At 26.9% G+C, this 22,372-nt stretch carries 22 protein-coding genes; 16 read left to right on the top strand and 6 right to left on the bottom strand.

The window, feature by feature from the left end:
• The first annotated feature begins 19 nt into the window (after positions 1-19).
• Genes OY14_00220 through OY14_00205 form a run of 4 tightly spaced genes read left to right on the top strand, consistent with a single transcriptional unit; the run spans position 20 to position 4,613 of the window.
• Positions 20-2,467 (top strand): hypothetical protein, encoded by a 2,448-nt coding sequence (locus OY14_00220; GenBank protein AJA89898.1) that lies wholly within the window; start codon positions 20-22, stop codon positions 2,465-2,467.
• A 25-nt stretch (positions 2,468-2,492) separates the two neighbouring features.
• Positions 2,493-2,894 (top strand): hypothetical protein, encoded by a 402-nt coding sequence (locus tag OY14_00215; GenBank protein ID AJA89897.1) that lies wholly within the window; start codon positions 2,493-2,495, stop codon positions 2,892-2,894.
• The gene (locus tag OY14_00210) at positions 2,891-3,931 is read left to right on the top strand and encodes a hypothetical protein (protein ID AJA89896.1); all 1,041 of its coding nucleotides are present in this window, start codon (positions 2,891-2,893) and stop codon (positions 3,929-3,931) included. Before OY14_00215 ends, OY14_00210 begins: the two co-directional genes overlap by 4 nt.
• Before the next feature lie 10 nt (positions 3,932-3,941).
• Positions 3,942-4,613 carry a PhoU family transcriptional regulator gene (locus OY14_00205; protein ID AJA89895.1) on the top strand — a complete coding sequence of 224 codons (672 nt, stop codon included), beginning with the start codon at positions 3,942-3,944 and terminating at the stop codon, positions 4,611-4,613.
• An 83-nt stretch (positions 4,614-4,696) separates the two neighbouring features.
• Here the strand turns inward: OY14_00205 and OY14_00200 are convergent, their stop codons facing one another.
• A complete protein-coding gene (locus OY14_00200; GenBank protein ID AJA89894.1) occupies positions 4,697-5,545 on the bottom strand; it encodes a chemotaxis protein CheR in 849 nt (282 codons plus the stop codon).
• 190 nt (positions 5,546-5,735) lie between these two features.
• On the opposite strand from OY14_00200, the gene OY14_00195 reads away from it, so the two are divergent.
• The 6 genes from OY14_00195 to OY14_00170 all read left to right on the top strand — a co-directional run bounded on the left by OY14_00195 (position 5,736) and on the right by OY14_00170 (position 13,899).
• Positions 5,736-7,238 (top strand): hypothetical protein, encoded by a 1,503-nt coding sequence (locus tag OY14_00195; protein AJA89893.1) that lies wholly within the window; start codon positions 5,736-5,738, stop codon positions 7,236-7,238.
• A gap of 12 nt (positions 7,239-7,250) precedes the next feature.
• Positions 7,251-8,783: a hypothetical protein gene (locus OY14_00190; protein AJA89892.1), complete on the top strand. Its 1,533-nt coding sequence runs from the start codon at positions 7,251-7,253 to the stop codon at positions 8,781-8,783.
• 8 nt (positions 8,784-8,791) lie between these two features.
• Positions 8,792-9,526 (top strand): acyl-phosphate glycerol 3-phosphate acyltransferase, encoded by a 735-nt coding sequence (locus OY14_00185; protein AJA89891.1) that lies wholly within the window; start codon positions 8,792-8,794, stop codon positions 9,524-9,526.
• Positions 9,527-9,546: 20 nt separating this feature from the next.
• Positions 9,547-11,346 (top strand): DNA topoisomerase IV subunit B, encoded by a 1,800-nt coding sequence (locus tag OY14_00180; protein AJA89890.1) that lies wholly within the window; start codon positions 9,547-9,549, stop codon positions 11,344-11,346.
• The gene (locus OY14_00175; protein ID AJA89889.1) at positions 11,346-13,226 is read left to right on the top strand and encodes a DNA topoisomerase IV subunit A; all 1,881 of its coding nucleotides are present in this window, start codon (positions 11,346-11,348) and stop codon (positions 13,224-13,226) included. Before OY14_00180 ends, OY14_00175 begins: the two co-directional genes overlap by 1 nt.
• A 115-nt stretch (positions 13,227-13,341) precedes the next feature.
• A complete protein-coding gene (locus OY14_00170; protein ID AJA89888.1) occupies positions 13,342-13,899 on the top strand; it encodes a membrane protein in 558 nt (185 codons plus the stop codon).
• A gap of 73 nt (positions 13,900-13,972) precedes the next feature.
• On the opposite strand, the gene OY14_00165 is transcribed toward OY14_00170, so the two are convergent.
• Both OY14_00165 and OY14_00160 read right to left on the bottom strand, forming a co-directional pair.
• A complete protein-coding gene (locus tag OY14_00165) occupies positions 13,973-14,425 on the bottom strand; it encodes an SsrA-binding protein (protein AJA89887.1) in 453 nt (150 codons plus the stop codon).
• A gap of 2 nt (positions 14,426-14,427) precedes the next feature.
• Positions 14,428-15,888, bottom strand: coding sequence for a hypothetical protein (locus tag OY14_00160; protein AJA89886.1), 1,461 nt, complete (start codon positions 15,886-15,888; stop codon positions 14,428-14,430).
• A 70-nt stretch (positions 15,889-15,958) separates the two neighbouring features.
• Here OY14_00160 and OY14_00155 point away from each other — a divergent pair, with 70 nt between their 5' ends.
• Genes OY14_00155 through OY14_00145 form a run of 3 tightly spaced genes read left to right on the top strand, consistent with a single transcriptional unit; the run spans position 15,959 to position 17,998 of the window.
• A complete protein-coding gene (locus OY14_00155) occupies positions 15,959-16,939 on the top strand; it encodes a signal peptidase (GenBank protein AJA89885.1) in 981 nt (326 codons plus the stop codon).
• Positions 16,940-16,941: 2 nt separating this feature from the next.
• Positions 16,942-17,577 (top strand): signal peptidase, encoded by a 636-nt coding sequence (locus OY14_00150; GenBank protein AJA89884.1) that lies wholly within the window; start codon positions 16,942-16,944, stop codon positions 17,575-17,577.
• Complete coding sequence (locus tag OY14_00145) at positions 17,567-17,998, top strand: hypothetical protein (protein ID AJA89883.1); 432 nt, start codon at positions 17,567-17,569, stop codon at positions 17,996-17,998. Before OY14_00150 ends, OY14_00145 begins: the two co-directional genes overlap by 11 nt.
• Here the strand turns inward: OY14_00145 and OY14_00140 are convergent.
• Both OY14_00140 and OY14_00135 read right to left on the bottom strand, forming a co-directional pair.
• A complete protein-coding gene (locus tag OY14_00140) occupies positions 17,984-19,030 on the bottom strand; it encodes a hypothetical protein (protein ID AJA89882.1) in 1,047 nt (348 codons plus the stop codon). The two genes, OY14_00145 and OY14_00140, sit on opposite strands and share 15 nt — an antisense overlap.
• Positions 19,031-19,037: 7 nt before the next feature.
• Positions 19,038-19,682, bottom strand: coding sequence for a hypothetical protein (locus OY14_00135; protein AJA89881.1), 645 nt, complete (start codon positions 19,680-19,682; stop codon positions 19,038-19,040).
• 150 nt (positions 19,683-19,832) lie between these two features.
• On the opposite strand from OY14_00135, the gene OY14_00130 reads away from it, so the two are divergent.
• Positions 19,833-20,738, top strand: a complete 906-nt coding sequence (locus OY14_00130) for a methenyltetrahydrofolate cyclohydrolase (GenBank protein AJA89880.1) — start codon at positions 19,833-19,835, stop codon at positions 20,736-20,738.
• Positions 20,739-21,470, top strand: coding sequence for a transcriptional regulator (locus OY14_00125; GenBank protein AJA89879.1), 732 nt, complete (start codon positions 20,739-20,741; stop codon positions 21,468-21,470).
• A 9-nt stretch (positions 21,471-21,479) separates the two neighbouring features.
• Here OY14_00125 and OY14_00120 read toward each other — a convergent pair whose 3' ends face one another.
• Positions 21,480-21,686 (bottom strand): hypothetical protein, encoded by a 207-nt coding sequence (locus OY14_00120; protein AJA89878.1) that lies wholly within the window; start codon positions 21,684-21,686, stop codon positions 21,480-21,482.
• A 64-nt stretch (positions 21,687-21,750) separates the two neighbouring features.
• On the opposite strand from OY14_00120, the gene ruvA reads away from it, so the two are divergent.
• Positions 21,751-22,341 (top strand): ATP-dependent DNA helicase RuvA, encoded by a 591-nt coding sequence (gene ruvA, locus OY14_00115; protein ID AJA89877.1) that lies wholly within the window; start codon positions 21,751-21,753, stop codon positions 22,339-22,341.
• Positions 22,342-22,372: the final 31 nt, after the last annotated feature.

Raw genomic sequence — 22,372 nt, 5'->3', positions numbered from 1 at the left:
ATTTTAATTGGGAGTTAGTTTGGTTTTAAAAAAAATAGTGCTTTTGGGATTTAAATCTTTTTTAAATAGACAAGAGCTTGAAATAGGTCAAAATTTAAGTTTTGTTGTGGGACCTAATGGGTGTGGAAAAAGCAATCTTATTGATGCTGTTCGGTTTTGCATGGGAGAAAATGATTTAAAATTTTTAAGAGTTGAAGATATTTCGGATTTAATTTCTGTTTCAAAATTAGGAAAATCAAACTTTGCAGAAATAACTCTTTTTTTTAGTAATACTAATGATGAAAAATTGTCTTTAAGAGAATTTGGAGAGAATTTTTATATTCGCAGACGTCTTTATAAAGATGGTTCAAGCGAATATTATTTTAATAATAAAATTTTAAATCTTCAAGATTATAATAGACTTTTAAACAAGTTCCAGTTTAAAAAATCTCCTTATATGTTTATAACTCAAGGTAAAGTTGAAGACATTTCTTTAGGAAGGAATGTAAGCCTTAAATCTTTAATTGAGCAAGCAAGTGGAATAGATGTTTTGAAATTTGAAGAAGAAGAAGCCTTTAAAAATCTTAAGCAATCTAATCAAAATTTGTTGTCTTTGTTGACCTTGCAAGAAAATTTAAAACAAAAATATGACAACATAAAAAATGTTTATCTTTTGAGAAAAAAACATCAAGATTTGAGTCAAAAATTAGAAGCTCTAGAAAAAACAATAACATTAAAAAAGCTTTTCAATATTAATTTTGATCTTAATACTTTAAAAAGCGAATTAAACTTAGGTGGTTTGGGTAAATTATTGTCTTCTAGCTTTAAGGAAAAGTTAGAATTTTATTCGTTTAGAGAAAAAAGTGTTGTGGATAATATTCAAGTATTAGAAAAAGATCTTGAAATGATGAATTCTAAGATTCTTGGACTAGAGATTAAGATTCAAAAATTAGAGCAAGAAAAAAAGGTAAAGATAAATTTAGAAGATAAGTTTATTAAAAGCAAAGCTACATTTGAAGAGAAAAAAAATTTTATAAATAACGATTTATATCAATTAAATAGTTTGCTTAAAGAAAAGAAAAATGAATTTTTTTCTATAAGTGATGAGATTAATAGATATACTAAAAATTTTTTTGAACTTGTAGATTTAATTTTATCTGTATTAAAGAGCGCTAAATCAGAAGAGCTTGTTTTGTTGAAAGAAAATATATTAGAATCCCTTAAGCTTTTTGAAGAATCTTTGAGTATAAAATATATTAAAGAGATTAGGGTAAATTTAATCAAATATATAAGTAAAGATGAAGATCTTTTATCCTTATTAAAGGAGAAAATTGAGCCCATTTTTGATCAAAATGTTAATTTGAAGAAATTTTTGCTAGAAAAAAATGCTTTGAAAACAAATTTTGCTAAAGAAATAACAAATACTGAGAGATTGATCGAAGAAAAGACATCCCAATTAAATGATATATTGGGGGAGCTTGAGTATATAGAGTTTTCTAAATTTAAAAATTTAGATGAAATCAAGTTAATAGATGGTAATTTGGCATTTTTATTTGAATCCAAGAATGGTCTTGATGAGGAGCTTAAAGGTTTGTATTCAAAGCTTGAAAATTTGAATTTAGAAAAGAGTGATATTCAGCTTAATTTAAGTAATCTTATTTGTGCTTCAAAATCCGGTGATGATTCTTTTAAGGATAAAGATTTTAATTCTTTAAATTTTTTAAATGATTTTAAAAAAACTAATTATTATGAATATATAAAAAAACAGACAGAGTACGAATTTCTTTTGAATTCTAATGCAAGTATTAAGGATGAAATAGAAAATTTCAGTATTTCTAGTGGAATGTCATCTAAGTTTGAATTGGAAGAAGATCTTGAGAACAGAAAACTATTGAATAAAGAGATTGATGCAATCAATTTAGGTGATTATGTATTTTTCAATATTGATAAAGAATTTGATGAAACTAAGGATCGTTTTGAAAAAATAAGTTTACAAATAGAAGATTTAAAACTTTCAAAATATTCATTACAAAAGCTTCAAAAAAAAATAAAAAATGAGATTTATAAAAAGTTTAGGGAAGCATTTGATGAGATTAATAAAAATTTTTCTTATTTTTTTAAGAAAATTTTCAAAGGAACAGCCATTCTTTTTTATAATGAAAATACTGATAATGTCGAGATCAGAATAAATTTTTCAAATAAATTTGTTAAAAGCAATAATATGCTTTCAGGGGGTGAGAGCACTTTGGTTAGTATGGCTTTTTTATTTGCACTTTATTATTATTCTCCTGCTTGTTTTTGTATGCTTGATGAGATAGATGCAGCTCTTGATTTTGAAAATAGTAAAAAACTTTCTTTACTTTTAAAAGAGTTAGGGAAAAAAATTCAACTCTTAGTAATAACCCATAATGCATATGTTTCTGAAGGTGGTGAAAATCTGATAGGCATTACGCTTGATAATGGTGAAAGTAAAGTGTTTAATATATAATTAAGTTAGATTCAAGGGAATTAACATGCAAGATAGAAAGTTTAGTTTTAGAAAATATTTTTTAATTTTAATATTTTTGGTTTTTATTGTTTCAAGCATTACTTATTTTTATTCAACTCAAATGTTGGAAAAATCTCAAAAGTCGGTTGAAGACAACTTAGACGCTAAGCTTAAATTAGTCAATATGGAAGATTTTTATTTTGATTTAAATGAATGTTTAAATATGGATGATTTTTTTATTCCAAGGCCTGATTTTTTAAATGAAAATTTAAATAAAAATTTAGTTATTGATGGGTTAATTAAAAATAAATTTCTTGATGAGAATTTTTTCAAGGGTATTTGGATTAAAAAAGAGAATTTATTTAACATTGATATTGAGAAGGAAAATGAAAAATTAATAGATAAAATTTTAGAAATTTCCGAATGATTAAAAAATATTTGATTTATATAAGTTTGCTATTTATTATTTTTGAAGTTTATCCCCAGGCAACTTTTATAAGTCAAAATGATTTATATGAGCTTGATTTTAGCAGCAGAGAAGTAGATATTAATGTCAATACCGATTCAAAGTTTAATCTTTCTTTTAAAGATGAGTCTTGGATTTATATTAAAAGCAATGAAAATGGAGCTTTTATTAAGTTGATTGGAGAGTCTTATGATAAGGGTGCTGTTTTTACTTTTCAAACTTTTAAAAAAGAAGGTGAAATTAAGTTGATTTTTAGCTACCAAAATGTTGAAGATTCAAATGAGTTTAATAAGATAATTATCTTGAAGATTACAAAAAAGTTTAAAGTTGAAATTCCACACGGGAATGATTATTCTAATCAAGATAAGGGGATAGAAAACAATAATAACCGTTTTGAACTTGAAAATGGTGGTATTGATAGATCAGTTTCCTCAGAGATTATTGCTAGAGCTTTGAATTTGTCTTATATAAATGATTACAAAGGAGCAATAGATTTGCTTAATAAGTATAATTTTAATGATGATAAATATATTTTATTGAAGGCAGAAATTCATTATAAAAATGGGGATTATTTGGAATCTTATGAGAATTACTTAAAATTGAAGAGCAGATGCTTTGAAAGCATCATTTTTAATCTAATTAGGCTTGGTATAGAATTGAATATTAAAAAAGAGGTTTTGGATAATGCTAGATATTTAGTTGAAAAGAATGTTGATTTTTCCGAGAGTATTTATCTTGATATCTTTGAGTTTTTAGTAATAAGCGGAGAGTATGAGTTTGCTTTAAATTTTAGTTCTCTGTACTTTCCTAAGTATAGGAATTCAACTTTTTCAGATAAATATAGTTATTTATTGGGAAAACTTTATGAATCTGAGAGCGAGTATAAAGATTTTTTAAAGGCTTTGTATTGCTACAAGTTAGTTATTGATAATTACCCTTTTAGTGATTATTATGAGAGAGCCAAGATAAGATATTTGTTTTTAAAGCGGTTTTTTTAGGAGATATAGTATGGTACGAAGAAGGCTTACTAAACAACTTGAAATAATAAAAGATTATCTTTGGGATATGAAAGAATGTGTGCTCAAAATTATAGATGACTCTTTATTGGCTTTAGAGTCTAAAGATAAAAGTTTAGCTAAAAAAATAATCAATGAGGATGAGAAAATAATAGATGATTATCAATACGATATTGAGGATCTTTGTGGGAGAATAATTGCTACTGAGCATCCTGTTGCTACAGAGCTTAGAGAAATTTTAGCAATTATTAAAATAATAAGTTCTCTTGAAAGGATTGCAGATCATGCTACTAAGATAGTAAGAGTTGTTCTTCTTCTTGAATCGGACTTAGACGATTTTGATTTTCTTAATCTATATTTTAAGCCTTTAAGAGAAATGGCTGATACAGCTAAAGAGATGTTGTCTGATATTTTTGATGCATATTTCGATGGAGATTTTACTAAAATATTAAAGATAGTTAAGTATGACAATATAATAGATAAATTATTTTCAAAGCAAAAAAGTGTTGTTATTGATGCAATGAAAAAAAATCCTGAAAATTTAGATTATCTTTTAAATATATTGTTTTTGAATAGTTTTTTAGAAAGAGTAGGCGATCATGTGGCAACAATTGGAGAATTGCTTTATTTTATTAAAATAGGCGAAAAAGTAAATTTAACCTAGGGAATTATTTTAGGCTTTTTAAGCCAAATGGATGCTTATATAATATAAAATTGTTTTCTTATAAAAAGAACCAGTAATTTTAATCACTGGTTCTTTTTATAAGTTGCAGGCATTATGTATTCAAGATTTTTGTTTCCTCTGATTGTTTCTGAATGCCCAATTAAAAGATAAGAATCATTTTTAAGATAAGAGTTGAATTTATTAGCAAGGGTGTTTCTGGTTTTTTCATCAAAATAGATCATTACGTTTCTACAGAATATTAGGTCAAATTTTTTGCTAAATGGAAATTTGTCATCCATTAAATTTAATTTTTTAAAGTAAACCATTTTTTTTAAAATTTCTTTAACTTGAAATTTATCATCTTTGAGTTGATTTAAATATTTAATTTTCAAATATTTGGGCAAATTCGTTGTACGATCTTCAGGATAAATCCCTTCATGGGCTTCATTTAGAACGCTAATCGAAATGTCTGTTGCTAAAATCTTGACTTTAAAATTTACTTTATTATTTTCCATGTATTCTTTTAGTATCATTGCAATTGTATATGGCTCTTCACCACTTGAGCAACCAGCTGACCATATTCTAATCTCTGAGTTTTCCGATTTTAATATTTTTTCAACAAGTTTGGGCAATATTTTTTTATTTAAAAAGTCAAAATGCTTAGGTTCTCTGAAAAAATAGGTATGATTTGTTGATATTTTATCTACTAATTCAATTAATTGAATATTTCCAGTGCTTTTTTCTAAAAAGTTGATGTATTCAGTAAAATTTTTAAAACCTTTAACTTTAAGAAGAGATGATAATCTGCTTTCAATTAACATCTTTTTTTTTTCGCTAAGATTGATTCCAAAATTGTTGTAAACTATTTTTATTAATCTTAAAAGTTCATCCCTAGTTATATTTATATTAAGGTTGAATTTGTTTTGATTCATATGCGTTTGAATTTATTCTCCTTTTTGAATTAGAGTGATTCATTCTCATGCTAGAAATGTAAAATTTCTTTTTTAAGTTCTATACTATTAAAAGTACAGCTTAAGTTAGATATTTCAATTGCAATAATTTTTCAATTGTGATAATTTAGTATTTAAATCATTAGTATACTTACTTATTAAAGGTTGTTTTATGCAAAAAAGAAGTAGAAAAATCAAAAACGATTTAGTTATGTCTGAGTCTAAAGAGAGAAAAGTTGGTATATGGAGTATTTTTGCTCTTATTCTAATTGTTTTCGGATTTATTATTGCGCCTTTGCTTCCAGGGTTATTTGACAATCCCCATTCTTCCGGATTAAAATTTGGTTCTTATAAAGGCCAACCTATTTTCTATAAAAAAGATAGCAAGTTTGCCAAGTATGTTAATTATTATTCAAATCTTTATTCTAGATTACAAGGAAATTCTCAAAATATTAATATAGATTATAATGCTTGGTATTTGGCATTTATGAAATATGTTGAGGACATTGCTTTTCTTGACTTGATAAAAAGAAATAATTTTTATATTTCTAAGGAAATGCTCAATAAAAACTTACTCAGATCTCCCGAATATTTAGACTCTAGTGGAAATTTTAGCTCTAAAAGATATAATAAAACTTCTGATTATAAAAAAGTTAAAATTTATGATGATATGGTAGAAAATATGCTGTTTTCTAATGTGAAAATTTTTTTAAACGGTAATTTAGTATTTCCCGATTCTCTTTTCAATATGATTAAAAATATGAGTAGTGTAGAAAGGCGTATTTCATACCTTTCTCTTTCGTATCAGGATTTTTCTAATAAAGAGGCAATAATTTATGCTGAGAAAAATTTAAATTTATTTAAACGCTTGACACTTGCGACTATTCGTTTTAAAAATTTGAGTGATGCTAAGAATGCTTATGATAAGTTGTTAAACAAAACTCCATTTGAAGAGCTTGCTAAGCTTTATTCAGATGATATAGCTAATTTTAAAGGTGTTGCTTTTCTGGATAAGTATTATTTTGATTTAGATCTTAGTATTGAAAAGAAAGAGGATCTAAATTCCATTTTTTCTTTAAGAGAAAGTGAGTTTAGCAAGCCCATTAAGGTTAAAAATAAAAATGAATATCTAATATATAAGGCATTTGGGAATATTCAAGATTTTGATAAAAATTCAGATCGTGATATTAGCTCTGTTAAAAATTATATTGAAACCTATGAACCAAGTGTTATTGAAGGTTATTTGGAAAATAAGTTAAATGATTTTCTTGGCGATGTTAAATCTAATAGTTTAAGCCAAGCTCTTGAAAAATATAAATTTAGTTTAAAAGAAGAAACTGTTAATTTGTCTTATAATGTTAATGTCTATCCCAGTACTTTAAAGGAGTTGGTTGAATTTAATAATAGTAAAGCTTTTTATGATACCGTTTTTAGATTAAAAGAAAATTCTTGGTCTCAGCCTTTTGTAGCTAATAAAAAAGTTTATTTATTTTTCTTTAATACAGCTAAACAAAGATCTAATCTCATGAAAGAAGGTATTGAAAATGAAAAGCTTCTTGAAAGTTTTAACATTGCAAGTAGCGGTTTAATTACAGATTTTTTATTGAATAAAAAGGATTTTGTTAATAATTTTAATGAGTCGTTTTTTGCTTTGCAAAATTTTAGTAAAGATTAAAAAATAAATGATATGACAAAGGTTTTAGGGGCTAGTGCAATTAATTTTATTAAAGAATTAACCCAGCTTTATAGTTGTTTTTATAAATTTTATAAAACTTTGTTTTTGTTATTTTTTTTCATATTACTTGCTTGTTCTAAAGTAAGCAAAGATTTTATTGTTTTTAACAAAGATGTAAAATCTGATTCTAAGATTGATAATCTAAATTCCAATGTTTTAGAAATTAATAAAATGGAAGATTTTTTTGGAGATATTATAGATTTAAAAGGTTATAAAATTCTTGCAGTTCAACAGGAAAATTTAAATTTAGATGTTTATTTTGAACAGGTAGTTTTAGCTCAAAATTTTTCAAATCTTAATGCGTATTTGTTTATTATTGGTTTTGATCCTAGAATTAAAGCTGGAACCATTCTTTTTAAAACTCAAGTAGATATTGATCCAAAAAATTCTTACAACATGTATCTTGAAGATATTACGGGTGATTATGATTTTAATATAGTTATTCAGGGATTTTCAAAAGATAACTCTGTGTTGTATGTTTTTCAAAAATCTGTTTTAAATGATGTTTCGTCTTATAGACCTATATTTTTTGATATAGTTAATGGCACTATTCTTATTAACAAGTATGCAAGATCTTCAGCTTATGAGGAGAATAGATCAAGAGAAAGCTATTCTATTTCTTTAGAAAAGTATGAAAAAGTAGGCGAAGATTTAATAACTAGTAAGATTGAAAAATATGAATATTCTCATGTTCAAGGTAAATATTATCTTTCTTCTGTGAATGAAAAAGTTGGAAAGATTGATAATAATATTTATAAAACTTTAAAGGATTTAAGTAAAGATGAGGTTTATAGATTTTTGCATGGAGTTTGGTACGATGCCCATGATTATAATAAAAAACAGGGTAAAGATATCGATGAAGTTTTATTTTTATCTTTTGAAAGGCAGTCAAGTGAGATTAATCTTTTTAGAAAAAATTCTCAAGAAGTTGCAAAGATTGAATATATTTCAAAACCAGCTTACAATACTCTTAACATTAGCACAAAGTCTCTTTTCTCAGATTTAATAGTTTACAACTTTTGGATAAAAATTGTAGATAGAGAGAATATCGAAGTAAAAATTGACACTAGTACAAATTCTTATGATAATAGTGGATTTTCAGGGGCATTTAAGAGATATGACGAGAATGTCTTAAATTCTAAAAAGAAGGACAGTAATTCCTATTTTATTCCTAGTGGAAATTACGTATATAAGGATAAAATTTATGATTTTTCTTATCCCCATTTAACTTATATTGATGAGAATAAAATTTATTATGGTATTTTTAATATTTTCCCTTTAAACAATAATTTTGTTCTTGAATATGAAATTGATATGGGTAGTTACAAACTTATTGAATCTTTTTTCCTTGAACATAGCGAGAGAATTGTTCAAAAGCAAAAATTTTCTACAATCATTCTTAATCCTATTAAAATTTTAAAAGATGATGTAAGCTTAGTTAAAGGGCAAAAATTAAAACTTGAGAGAATAGAAAAAATAGGATAATAGTTTTTATGAAAATATTGAGAAGTATTATGGCTTATTTTAATGTTTTGTTGTTCTTGTTGATTTTAATTTTTTTATCTCCTTTTTATTTTCTTTGTAAGATTTTTTTACTTGAGCGCTATTGTATTAGATTAAGCTTTATTATAATGCGAGTTTGTATTAAGATTAGCTTATGGATTGCTGGAATTAAGATTGTTATTACAGGTTCTGAGAATATTCCCAAAAAAAGCAATGTAATAATAATGGGAAATCATATTGCGGCTATGGATCCTTTGATTTTTATTTATACTTTTGTTAATCCATTTGTGATATTGGCAAAGCACTCTTTGCTTAGAGTTCCTTTTGTGAATCTTGTTCTGATTGTTATGGGTGCTATTTTTGTTAATAGAAAGAGCATAAAATCTGCTGCTGAGGCTGAAATTAAAGCAATAAAGGTTATGAGAGAGGGTAGGTCTATTGGAATTTTTCCTGAAGGAACTAGAAATCGGGGGGGAGATACTAAGGTTTTTAAAAAAGGTGCAATTAAGATGGCGTTAAAGACAGGAACATCTGTTCTTCCTGTTACTCTTTATAATACTAATAATTTTTTTATTAAAAATATTATTTTTAATTCTGGATTATCTGTTTATATTCATGTTCATCCTTTGATAGATATTTTAAAATTAAGTGAATATGAAAAAGATAATCTTGCTAGTATTATTAGAGATCAAATAGTTAAAAAGCTTGAAGCTATTAAAATTTAATTCGTAAAGCAAGGATTTAAATGAAGACTCAAAATTATGATGAAAGCAAAATAATTACGCTATCTTCTCTTGAACATATTAGATTGCGATCTGGTATGTATATTGGGCGTTTAGGAGATGGTTCTAATATTGATGATGGTATTTATATTTTAATTAAAGAGATAATAGACAATTCAATTGATGAATTTATTATGGGTTACGGTAATGAAATTTTTATAAAAAAAGAAGGCAATCTTATTACAGTCAGAGATTATGGAAGAGGAATTCCTCTTGGTAAAGTTGTTGAAAGCGTTTCAGTTATTAATACTGGAGCTAAGTATAATGATGATGTTTTTCAATTTTCTGTAGGGCTTAATGGGGTTGGAACTAAGGCGGTTAATGCCTTAAGTTCAAGGTTTCTAGTAAGATCAACAAGAAATGGTAAATCTTTTGAGGCTTTGTTTTCTAAGGGAAACTTATTGGAATCTAGGGAAATGCAATCTTTTGATAAAGACGGTACTTATGTTGAGTTTTTAGCAGATTCAGAGATATTTGGAAAATATTCTTACAGCGAAGATTTTCTCAAGAGAAGATTTTTTCATTATGCTTGTTTGAATAAAGGACTTATAATAAACTATAATGATCAGATTTTTGAATCTAAAAACGGTCTGTTAGATTTTTTGAATTCAGAAATTAAAAGCGATGATTTACTTTATGATATTGTTTACTATTCTAGTAAAACTTTAGAATTTGCTTTTTCTCATACTAATAATTATGGGGAGACTTATTTTTCATTTGTTAATGGGCAGTATACTAGTGATGGGGGTACTCACCAGACTGGTTTTAGAGAAGGCTTTGTCAGAGCTATTAACGATTTTCTTAAAAAAACATATTCGTCAACAGATGTTAGAGAGGGTCTTGTTGCAACTCTTTCTGTTAAAATTAAAGATCCAATATTTGAAAGTCAAACTAAGAATAAGCTTGGGAATATTGAAACTAGAAGTAATGTTGCAAAGGAAGTGCAAAAGATAATTTCTGAGATTTTATATAAAGATAAAATACTTGCAAAATTGATTGAGAAAAAAGTAGTTGACAATGAGCGGCTTAGAAAAGAATTAAGCAGTGTAAGAAAAGAAGCAAGAGAGAGGGCAAAAAAAATATCTTTTAAAATTCCCAAACTTAAGGATTGTAAGTTTCATTTTAATGATAGCAGTAAGCAGTCAGAGCAAACCATGATCTTTTTAACAGAAGGAGATTCTGCGACAGGTTCAATGGTATCTTGTAGAGATGTTTATACTCAGGCCATATTTTCTCTTAGAGGAAAGCCTCAGAATATGTTTGAAAGAAATAGATCTGAAATATATAAAAATGAAGAGCTTTACAATATGATGGTAGCTCTTGGAATTGAAGAATCAATTGAGAATTTAAGGTACAATAAAGTTGTAATAGCAACCGATGCAGATTTTGATGGATTTCATATTAGAAATTTATTGTTAACTTTTTTCTTGACTTTTTTTGAAGATTTAATTTTAAATGGTCATATGTATATTTTAGAGACGCCTCTTTTTAGGGTTAGAAACAAAAAAATCACAGCCTATTGTTATTCTGAGGAAGAAAAACAAAAAGCTATTCTTGAGCTTAAGGGGGGGGGCGAAGTAACAAGGTTTAAAGGTCTTGGTGAAATTTCTCCAAATGAATTTAAAGGATTTATTGATATTAATAGTATTAAACTTACAAAAGTAGATCTTTTTAATATTAAAGAAATAAAAGGAAAATTGGGTTTTTATATGGGGCAAAACACTCCTGAGAGGCGGAATTTTATTATGGAGAATTTAATTTAATGGATATTAGAACTGTACTTAAAGATAATTTTTTGCAATATTCATCTTATGTTATTAAAGATCGTGCTATTGCTAGTGTTGTTGATGGATTTAAACCAGTCCAAAGAAGAATTATACATTCTCTTTTTGAAATGCATGATGGCAACTTTCATAAAGTTGCAAATGTTGTTGGTAATACAATGAAATACCACCCTCATGGTGATACGTCAATTTATGAAGCTCTTGTTAATATTGCTAACAAGGATCTGTTTATCGAAAAGCAGGGGAATTTTGGTAATTTGTTTACAGGTGATCCTGCCTCTGCTTCTCGTTATATTGAATGCAGATTAACCCCTTTAGCTTTTGATGTTCTTTACAGTAAGGAAATAACAGTTTATGAAGCGTCTTATGATGGAAGGAATAATGAACCTTTGCTTTATCCTGCAAAAATTCCTGTTATTTTAATTCAAGGAAGTGAGGGAATTGCTGTTGGAATGGCAGCCAAAATCTTGCCTCACAATTTTAATGAGATTTTAAATGCAGTAAAGAGTGAACTTCTTGGAGAGACTTACGATCTTTATCCTGATTTTCCAACAGGAGGGATAGTTGATGTTAATGAATACGCTGATGGTAATGGTAAAGTTTTAGTTAGAGCTAAAATTGAAACTATAGATGAAAAAACAATTGTAATAAAGGAATTGCCCTTTGGTGAGACTACTGAGAGTTTGATATCTTCGATTGAGAAAGCTATTAGAAAAAATTATATCAAAGTTTCAAGCATTAATGATTTTACTGCTGAAAATGTAGCTATTGAACTTTCTTTGCCAAGAGGTGTTTATGCAAGTGAAGTGATTGAAAAGTTATATCATTATACAAATTGTCAGGTATCAATTTCTGTTAATTTATTGCTGCTTAGTGAGAGATATCCTGTTGTTTATACTATTAAAGATCTTATTAAGTTTCATGCAGCCCATCTTCAAAAAATTTTGAAAATGGAGCTTGAATTGCAAAAAAGCAAGATTCTTGAAAAAATATTTTATAAAACATTGGAACAAGTTTTTATTGAAAACAAGATTTATAAATTTCTTGAAACAATTTCTAAGGAAGAAAATATTGTAAGTATAATATTGACCGAGATTTTAAGGTACAAAGAATCTTTTTCAAGAAAGATTTTGAAAGAAGATGTTGAAAATTTGCTTAAAATTCCAATTAGAAAAATAAGTCTTTTTGATATTGATAAGAATTCCAGGGATGTTAAAATTTTGAATAAAGAATTAAAGAGTATAAATAGCAGTATTTCTTCAATAAGAGGTTATTCAATAAATTTTATTGATTTGTTGCTTGCAAAGTATTCTAAAGAGCATCAAAGGAAGACTGAAATTTCTTTAATCAAATCAAAAAATGTAAAAGAAATAGCTACAAAGAATATGAAGGTTTATTTAAACTTAGCAGAAGGTTTTGTAGGAACTAGTCTTTTTGATGGAGAATTTATTGGAAATGCTAGTTATTATGATAAAATATTGGTTTTCAAGAAAAAAAGTTATGTACTTAAGAACATTGAAGACAAGGTATTTATAGATAAAAACAATATATGTGCTTTAATTTATGATATAAATAATTCAAAAGAACAAATATTTTCAATAATTTATCTTAACAAACTTGACAATTTTTATTATGTTAAAAGATTTAAAATAGATAAATTTATTACAGATAAAGTCTATGAATTTTTAGGAGAAAGCGATGAATTTATTGATTTTTCATTGGGTCCTAAATTTATAGAATTTTCTACAAGTAAAGACATTGTTAAACGAATTGAGATTGCTAATTTTATAGTCAAATCAAGAAGCTCTATTGGGAAGCGAATTTCAAGTAACAATTTGAAAAAGGTTAAATTTAAATAGTTTGAATATTTTAAAAAGCCTTTTTTAAATTTTAAATAGTTTGAATGCTTTAAAAAACCTTTTTTAAATTTAGTTAATATGCTAACATAGTATCAGTTTTAATAAAGAGGTTATTATGAATAAATTTTTAATTTTTGTTTTGTTGGCATTTTGTGTTTTTTCTAGTTTTGCTCAAGCTAATGGTTCTGAAAACGCTTTTTTAAGTCCGGCAGAAAAACTTTTGACCTATGAGAGTGGCAAAAAGGATTCTCTTGTGCCATTTTTATTGAATCTTTTTTTGGGGTTTGGAATAGGTTCTTTTGCTCAAGGAGATATTCTTGGGGGTATTTTTATTCTTGGATTTGATGCTGTTGGTATAGGTTTGATACTTACAGGAGCTTACTTAGAGATTAAAGCTTTTGATAATAGTTTTAAAAAAGCTTTTGATGATAGTGTTAAAAAAAATGCTTTTAAATGGACTTGGGGTAAGGGAATGATGCTAGCAGGTGTAGTTACTATGGCTTTGACAAGATTTACAGAAATTATTCTTCCATTTACATTTGCTAATAGTTATAATAAGAAGCTTAAAAGTAGTCTTAATATAGCTTTTGGAGGATTTGAACCTAGTTTTGATATTAATATGGGGCAAGCTAGTGCTCTTGGGTTTGAACTATCTTTTAAAAAAAGTTATTAGTTTTATTTATCACGAAAATGAGTAATTGCAATTTTTTATTGTGATTGCTCATTGTAATTGGAAATTAGAGCTTTTATTTATATTTTATTTCTCTACTAAGATCTTTTTTAATGCTTTTTTGTTTTAGCAGTTCTCTTTTATCGTACAATTTTTTCCCTTTACATATTCCGACTTCTACTTTAATTAGCGATTTTTTTAAATAAAAGCTAATAGGAATTAAAGTGTATCCCTCTTTTTCTTTAAATTTTTTTAGTCTTTGTAATTCTCGTTTTTTAATTAGAAGTTTTCTAGGCCTCAATTCATCATGATTAAAAATATTTCCCTCTTTATATTTTGATACGTGCAAGTTTTCAAGCCACAATTCTTCTTTTTTTATGCTTGCAAAGCTATTATTAAATGATATTTTTTTTGACTTTATTGATTTAACTTCGGTCCCTTTGAGTACTATTCCACAACTTATTTTTTCTTCAATAAAGTAATTGAATTTTGCTTTTTTGTTTTCAAGAAGCAAAGTGTTTGTGTTCAAATCTATTCCTTTGATACAATCAATCTAAAACCAATGTTTGGAGAACTCCAATTTTTCAAAAAAGAAGCTTTAGTTGATGGATTGAGTAAATTATTATTTTGATTATAATATGTTCTAATCTCTGTTATTAATGAATAAAAATTCGAATTTTCGTTATAAAAATTTTTTTCATTTTTGAATATTGCGATGTCATTGAAAGACGAATTTTGCATTAAATTCCAAAATCCAACTTTTTTTGATATTTCATTGATATTTAATGGTTTTGTGCTTTGTTCTTTTTGATACAATTCCCATTCTTGTGATATGGGGAGTCTTGCTTTGAATCCGTTGGGAAGTTTTTTAGAGTACCAGTTGGCATATTCTAATGCTGAGAAATAAGATACCCCTGTGATAGCTTCACTTAAACCCATTTGATTAAAATTTTTAAGATAATTTTCATCTACAAGCTGTTCCCTTATTAAATTTTCTTTGTTATTTAATGCCCATTTTGGATTTTCTTTTAAAAAATCTTGATATTCATATTTTGTGACATTTTGTTCTTGCATAAGAAATTCTTTTATAATATAGGTAGATTTTAGTGAAATATTTTTTGAATCTAGCTCATAATTTTGAATTTTTTCGATTTTATTTGAATTTATTTTTTTAAATCCAGGTAACTTTATATTAATTTTTTCATTTTTAGAAATTAATTGTATGTTTTCATTGTCTAAATTTTTGGTTAATGTTTTAACCCAAGGCTCATTTTCTGTTAGTATTTTTAAGTCTTTATCTAAATTTTCTAAAAACCAAAATATAGCTCTCTCTTCTAAATTAAAGTTTGTTTTTAGAGAGTCCCATATTTTTTGATTACTATTGTTTCGGTCTATTGAATAAACGGTTTTGTATGAATCTAGAAAGTCTTTAAACATTTCTATTGAATTTAAGTAAGGTATGGAATCTTTTAGAAATTTTTTAATGTATTTAGGGTGTTCTTTGAGCTCACTAGATACTAATGAAAAAACAGGGATTAATTTTGTATTTTCATTAGTATTTTTGATTTTTACCATTATTGAGAGCTCTTTTTGCCTTTGTTTAATAATTTTTTCAGGATCAGACAATTCTAAATTTATTTGTAAGTTGTAGTTCCCAAAAAATTTGTTGCGAATTTTTATGTTTTGTTCGTAGGTTTTAAAACCGATTCTTTTTGCTTTAAGAATCCCTTCAGTAGTGTTTATGTATTTATTAAGTGGAGTTCTTCCGATATATTTTTCGTTTAAATAGATGTAAGTGTTTGCAATATTAGAATTTATTTTTAAATATGCTCCTGGATTTTTAAACTTGGGAATGATTATTAGAATTGATATTAAACTTAAAAGCAATATTATTGTTGTAAGCAATACATAAACCTTGGGTGTTATTCCTAGAACTGGCTTTAATTTAACTTCAAAAATCTCAACATCCTTTTTTTCATCAATTTCTTTCATCTTTTAAAGTATAGAAAAGTATTTAAATAAGTGTCAATATTTTGTATGATTTAATTCTTGAGGTTAGATTATGTATTTAAGAAGATTGGATAAGTTTGCATCTTTTTTGGTACTCTCTGTTGAGAAATATTTAACATATCGAAAAAGAAAAAAGCATTTTTGCAAATTAAGAGCTAAGAAACGAGGATTTTTGCTTAATTTTTTATTTGATTTTGTAGCAGCAGCAATTTTTGTGCTGGTAATAAATCAGTATTTTGTTCAGGCTTATAAAATACCATCAGGTTCAATGGAAAATACTCTTCAAATAGGAGATTTTTTATTTGTAGATAAATTTTCTTATGGACCTGAACTTTTGCCAGGATTATTTAAGATTAATGGTTTTAAAACCCCAGAAGAATCTGATATTATTATTTTTGAAAATCCAGAGTACAAATCAAAGGGTGTTTTTTTTGATATTTTTCAAAGAATACTTTATATGTTAACGTTATCTTTTGTTGATCTTGATAGAGATGAATATGGCAATCCTAATGTTAGATTTCTTGTGAAAAGAGGCTTATTTGCAGACGGCAAGATTGTTAAGTTTAACAATGGTAAAGCTTATATTAAAAGAGAAGGTGAAGAAAGTTTTATTTTAGAAGATTCTTACCGATATTCGGTTGATCAGAATTTTAAGATTAAAAAGATTATTGCAAATGAAGATTATGGTATTTATGGTGATTTTGCCATGTTTGTTGCGCTAAGTCAGCTAAATATAAATTTAAGCAGCATTCCTGATTTCTCATTTTTTGATGCTAGAGTTATTGATAGGTTCGAGTTTGAAAGATTGGAATATAAGTATTTATCTGCTTTCATGCCTTATGTTGATTATTATATGGAAAAAGCCATAATAAGAGATTATGGGATTTATGTTCCTTATGGGTATATTTTGCCAATTGGGGATAATAGAGATAATTCTCATGACGGTAGGTTTTTTGGAGTAATCAATAAAAATAAAGTACTTGGGAGAACCTTAATAATATATCTTCCGTTTTCTAGAATAGGGTTTATTTAATAGTGACTTCGTATTTAACTTTCGAACAAAGACTTTCAAGGAAAAAGCAAAGAAAAACCCTTTTAAAATATATTTTAATATTTTTAATGTTTAATTTTTTTTTCACGAAGTTTGTTTTGCAAATTTTTATGATTAAAAGTAATGAGATGTTGCCAACTATAACAAAAAATACTAGCTTGTTCTTTGTTGCAACACATATAACATCTTTTTTTATTCCTTTGAAAATGAATGACATTGTTCTTTATGAAGATTTTAGATTAAAAAATAATCTTTTATTAACCTTAATAAAAGATTTCTTTTTTTTAAATAAAATCTTTAAAAGAGCAAGCTATAAAGTATCAAGAATAGCAGCTGTTCAAGGTGATTCTGTTTATGTTAGAGGTTTAAATGTTTTAGTGAATAAAAAGGGTACTGATTTTTTTTATTTGAATGGCAATTTGGTCAGTTATTACAAATTGAATAATTTTTTCAATACAGATGATGTTGTTAAGTGTTTTATTTTAAAAAAAAATGAAGTTTTTTTATTAAACGACAATTTAAGTGTTTTGAATGATTCTAGAATATTTGGGCCTATTAATAAAAATGCCATTGTTTCTTTTTTAGCTTTTAAAGTGGTGGACAATAAGATTGTTAAATAGAATTTTTGTTGATGCTGATTCTTGTAATTTTAAGATAATAAAATTTTTACAAAAATTTATATTGCATAATAAGTCGAAACTTATTGTAGTTTCCAATAAGGTTTTGAGCTTGGAAAAAACAGAAAATTTTGTTTTAGAAGTAGTAGATAATGTTGATGGATTTATTTTGAATTTAGCAGATAGGTACAGCCTTGTGATTACCCGAGATATTTTTTTTGCTAAACTTCTTTTAGATCTTGAGGTTAAAGTTATGAATGATGAGGGTCAAATTTTTAATATAAATAATATCAATTATTTATATTTTAGATCCAAAATTAATTTTAATTTGAACATTAAGATTAAAAAATATTATGATAAAGATTTTAATAAATCTAGATATGAGAAATTTATAACCAATTTTTATTCTTTATTCTTTGGTTAATTTCTTGTTTTCTAGCTTCCACAGACCTTTACCCTTAGTTAATATATAAATTGCGCTGCTTGATACAGGAATAATATCATTAAGTCCCGTTTTACTTAGCTGAGAACCGTTATAAGAACCAGGTTCTACGGATCTTGAAGGTGCTTGTAAAACAAAAACCCCTTCTTTATTTTTTGTGAATTCTGCAAATCCATTATTACTTCCAATCAATATTGCATCATTAAATTCTCTTGCAAAGTAGCCGCTAAATTCACCTACTTCGTCTTGAGTAAATATTGGCGTTGTATAATTATTTGCGCTTGAATATACTTTAAATTTTGTATCTAGAGTATTGTAGCCACCAGTCATTACTAAGATCTCAGAAAAGCCTCTAATGTTTGTTTTAATAATAGGCATTATTTCTTTGGCTTGTTGTTGGTCTATACTTGTATAGGTGTTGTTTATTCCCCATATTTTAAGTGAATTTCCTGTAATTAATTTATCCTCATTTGATATTTGATAAAATTTGTCATTTTCATTAGCTTGTGATGGGGTTTTGTCAACTCCTTGTATATCAAAAATTTTCTCTTTATTCTTTTTGTCTATAGCTAAAATATATGCTTCTTTTACGCCATCGTTTCCCACAGATTTTAAGAATTTATATGCTTTTAGTGGTTTTTTAAATTTTAATGTCCATTCTTTTCCATTTAGCTCGCAAACTTCTAGTTCTTCTTTTTTGTTTTGTGCTAAAAGATAGGTTTTCCCAGATATATTGACAATGTCATTTATAAACTCATAAGAATTACTTAAGTCAATTTTTTCAATCTTACCGTTTTCTTTTTTAAATAAATGCATGGCTGCAATATAAAGAGTTTCTCCTACTAGAGAAATTCCTCTTGGGCTTGAGCTACCCAAAATATTATACTCATGTTTTATTTTTTGCAGATTTCCCAGTTGAGAGAATATGGATTCACTTGAGCATGCTAGCAATAAGAGTATTAATAGGTTTAAAATTATTTTTTTTTTAAAATAGTTTTTATATTTTCGCTTCATTTGTATCCTACAATTTATTTACATTCACTGTGACTGATAATGATATAAGTGCAAAATGCGCCATTTTAGCTGAATTGCCAAATTCAAACATCATCCACCAAGATGCTGTTGCTCCAAAAGACCATTTGTAGTTAAAGTTCCATAAAATTCCAGATCCAAAAGAGATCGTAGGGAGTGCATCAAAAGTTCTTAAATTTGTAATATTGTTATTTCTATCTCCATATGTATTGAGAGAAAATCCTACATTTGTGAAAACTGGAACTTGAAATAATTCTCCTATATCAAATATATAGTTTATTGAAAATGTAATAGGCACACTATAAAAAATTTTACCCACACTTGAGTCTGGATTTAATATATTAAAAGAATGGTTAATGTCAAAATTAAACATATATCTTAACTCAAGTCCAATTGCTAAATTGTTTAAAATATGGTACTGATATTTTATTGCTCCAATACCCCCAGGATATAAATTAGTTGGGTAAGCTTTTGATAAGTCGTTATAAAAAATGGGCATTCCAAAACTTAAATCTATTCCTAAAGTGGAGTTTGTATGTCTGTCAATATTGACTGCAGCTTCAATTTTTTTTATGTTTACACTAATTAGCAAAATTGCAATTAGTGTTCTTGTCATAAGAAGATGTTTTTTCATTATTCTCCATTCTTTTAAAATTATTACCCTTGTATATTATAGTTGAAAATAAATTTAATTACAATTTGAAATTTAATAGTTTAAGCTTTCTTTATATTGGCAATCTGAGTATAATGTTAAGGTAATCTTGTTTGATTTAAGAGGCATATTTTGAATACTGTTTTTAATGGAAAGGATTTTGCGAATAAATATTATTTAATTTTGAAAGAATTCTTAAAACAGCACGACTTGAGAGATAAAATTGCGTTAAAAGTTGTTTTAGCAAATGATGAGCCTGCAAGTAAGCTTTATGTTTCAATTAAGAATCGAGTGGCAAAAGAGATTGGTTTAAATGTTGAGGTAATTAAATTTTCTACAAATGCTGTTCAAGGTGATATTTTAGAAGTAATTGATAGGGAAAATAAAAATTTAAGTACAGATGGAATTATTGTTCAATTGCCTCTTTTAAAAGACATGGATTTAAATTCTATTTTAAATAGCATAATTTATTCAAAAGATGTTGATGGTTTGTCCTTTGTTAATTTAGGCAAAATGATTTTAGGAGATAAAAAAGGATTTATTCCTTGTACGGCTCTTGCTGTGTTAAAGATTTTGAGAGATAAAGGGATAAAAACATCGGGAAAAACGGTTGTTGTAGTCGGTAGAAGTCCTCTTGTAGGAAAGCCTATTTCAATATTACTCTCATCAAAGCCTTATGATGCGACTGTTATTGCTTGTCACAGCAAAAGCATTTATTTGGATGTTTATTTAAGGCAGGCAGATATTGTTATTTCTGCTGTTGGTAAGTCCAAGTTGATAGATAGGAGTATGTTGTCTGGGAAGCCTTATGTGATTGACATTGGTATTTCTGAAATTGAGACTAATAACGGAAAAATTCTTTCAGGCGATACGGATTTTGAGGATGTTAAAGATTATGTTAAATTTATTACTCCTGTTAAGGGGGGAATAGGTCCTGTTACAGTTCTTATGTTAATGTTTAATACAATTAAAGCTCATTTAATTAATAATAAGATGTTTGACATTTTAGATCAGTTGGAAAAATTGGTGGAGGTGTAAATGTCTGGTCACAGCAAATGGTCAACAATAAAAAGAAAAAAAGGCGCTCTTGATGCAAGGCGTAATAAAATTTTCACAAAGCTAATAAGAGAAATAACTATTGCAGCTAAAATAGGGGGGGGGGATATTGAGTCTAATCCTAGGCTAAGAGTTGCTGTTAATAAGGCTAAGGTTGCTAATATGCCAAAAGATAATATTGAGAAAGCAATAAAAAAGGGTATTGGCGGCAATGAAGGTGTTGAATATTTTGAAATTACTTATGAGGCTTATGCTCCTTATGGAGTTGCTCTAATGATCAGGTGCTTGACAGATAATAAAAACAGAACTTCTAGCGATGTAAAAAGCGTGCTTACAAAAGGTGGGGGGTCTCTTGGCACTCCAGGTTCAGTATCATATATGTTTTATAGAAAGGGTCTTGTTGTTTACAATTTAGAAAAATATCTTGAGGATGAAATAATGGAATTAGCATTAGAAGTTGGTGCTGAAGATATTTTGGTTGAAAATAATGAAGCAGAAGTAATAACAAGTCCTGAGAATTTTGATAAAGTTTTATCTTTTTTAAAAACTAAATTTAAAGAAGAGATGGCAGAGATAGCTTTGATTCCTGAAAGTAAAATTTCTTTAAACAAAGAGCAAGCAGAAAAAATACTTCTTCTTGTCGAAAAACTTGAAGACTTTGATGATGTTCAAGAAGTAATTCATAATTTAGAGATTCCAGAAGAATTAAGTTAGTTTTTGATTTTATTTAAATCTTTTCGTAATAAAATCTTGATCATTTGTAATTCCTCTTGGTTTTTCAATTGTATTATTTAAGAAAATTTCGACTTTAAATCCATTTGGAACTTTTAGTTTAGTTGTTGTTTCTTTTGCTACCAGAGATATAGATAGGATTACAAAAACAGTTGTAAGTATTAATTTAAAATATCTGTTTAGAAATTGATTTTTCATTTGGTTTCCTTTCTTTAAGGCTTTTGCTTAAATTGGATGTTTCTGTGTAATATAATTTAATTATATGATAAATAAGATCCATGGTAAAGTTATAGATAAAAAAGAATCTAGTTTGATCTTAATGACTACTGTTTTTGAATTTGAGATTTTAGTTAGTTCATTTTGCCTTGCTAATTTTAAGTTGTCAGATAAAGTTGAACTGTTTACTTATCTTTATACGAGAGAAAATGAATTAAAACTTTTTGGATTTTTAAATTCAGATGAAAGAGAAGCTTTTAAAGGTCTTATTGGAGTAAGTGGTATAGGGCCAAGGGCTGCTTTAAGAGTGCTATCTAATATAAAGTATAATGAGTTTAAGGACGCTATTGATAGAGAGGATGTTGAGCTTGTTGCCAAAATCAAAGGTATTGGGAAAAAAATGGCTGGTAAAATGTTTTTGCATCTTAAGGGCAAGCTTTTGGTTAATAATGAGCTTGAATCTAGTCTTTTTCGATTTAAAGAATTGGAAGAATCAATTGTTAGCATGGGATTTGAGAGAAGAATTGTTACTAGTAAGCTTAAGGAGGCTTCAAATCTAGTTGAATTTTCAAATTTAAAAGACTCCGAAAAGGAACAGTTTTTATTTAAGGAGATTTTAAAAAGAATGTCAGATTAATTGTTGATTTTTAGTAGTTATAAAATAGTTT

Origin of the sequence: Borreliella chilensis, assembly GCA_000808095.1 — a bacterium.
GTDB lineage: Bacteria > Spirochaetota > Spirochaetia > Borreliales > Borreliaceae > Borreliella > Borreliella chilensis.
This window is presented reverse-complemented; position numbering and strand designations above follow the sequence as displayed.

Coding starts and splice junctions, on each gene's coding strand:
- OY14_00215 (AJA89897.1), top strand. CDS start 2,493: ATGCAAGATAGAAAGTTTAGTTTTAGAAAATATTTTTTAATTTTAATA.
- OY14_00210 (AJA89896.1), top strand. CDS start 2,891: ATGATTAAAAAATATTTGATTTATATAAGTTTGCTATTTATTATTTTT.
- OY14_00205 (AJA89895.1), top strand. CDS start 3,942: ATGGTACGAAGAAGGCTTACTAAACAACTTGAAATAATAAAAGATTAT.
- OY14_00200 (AJA89894.1), bottom strand. CDS start 5,545: ATGAATCAAAACAAATTCAACCTTAATATAAATATAACTAGGGATGAA.
- OY14_00195 (AJA89893.1), top strand. CDS start 5,736: ATGCAAAAAAGAAGTAGAAAAATCAAAAACGATTTAGTTATGTCTGAG.
- OY14_00190 (AJA89892.1), top strand. CDS start 7,251: ATGACAAAGGTTTTAGGGGCTAGTGCAATTAATTTTATTAAAGAATTA.
- OY14_00185 (AJA89891.1), top strand. CDS start 8,792: ATGAAAATATTGAGAAGTATTATGGCTTATTTTAATGTTTTGTTGTTC.
- OY14_00180 (AJA89890.1), top strand. CDS start 9,547: ATGAAGACTCAAAATTATGATGAAAGCAAAATAATTACGCTATCTTCT.
- OY14_00175 (AJA89889.1), top strand. CDS start 11,346: ATGGATATTAGAACTGTACTTAAAGATAATTTTTTGCAATATTCATCT.
- OY14_00170 (AJA89888.1), top strand. CDS start 13,342: ATGAATAAATTTTTAATTTTTGTTTTGTTGGCATTTTGTGTTTTTTCT.
- OY14_00160 (AJA89886.1), bottom strand. CDS start 15,888: ATGAAAGAAATTGATGAAAAAAAGGATGTTGAGATTTTTGAAGTTAAA.
- OY14_00155 (AJA89885.1), top strand. CDS start 15,959: ATGTATTTAAGAAGATTGGATAAGTTTGCATCTTTTTTGGTACTCTCT.
- OY14_00140 (AJA89882.1), bottom strand. CDS start 19,030: ATGAAGCGAAAATATAAAAACTATTTTAAAAAAAAAATAATTTTAAAC.
- OY14_00135 (AJA89881.1), bottom strand. CDS start 19,682: ATGAAAAAACATCTTCTTATGACAAGAACACTAATTGCAATTTTGCTA.
- OY14_00125 (AJA89879.1), top strand. CDS start 20,739: ATGTCTGGTCACAGCAAATGGTCAACAATAAAAAGAAAAAAAGGCGCT.
- OY14_00120 (AJA89878.1), bottom strand. CDS start 21,686: ATGAAAAATCAATTTCTAAACAGATATTTTAAATTAATACTTACAACT.
- ruvA (AJA89877.1), top strand. CDS start 21,751: ATGATAAATAAGATCCATGGTAAAGTTATAGATAAAAAAGAATCTAGT.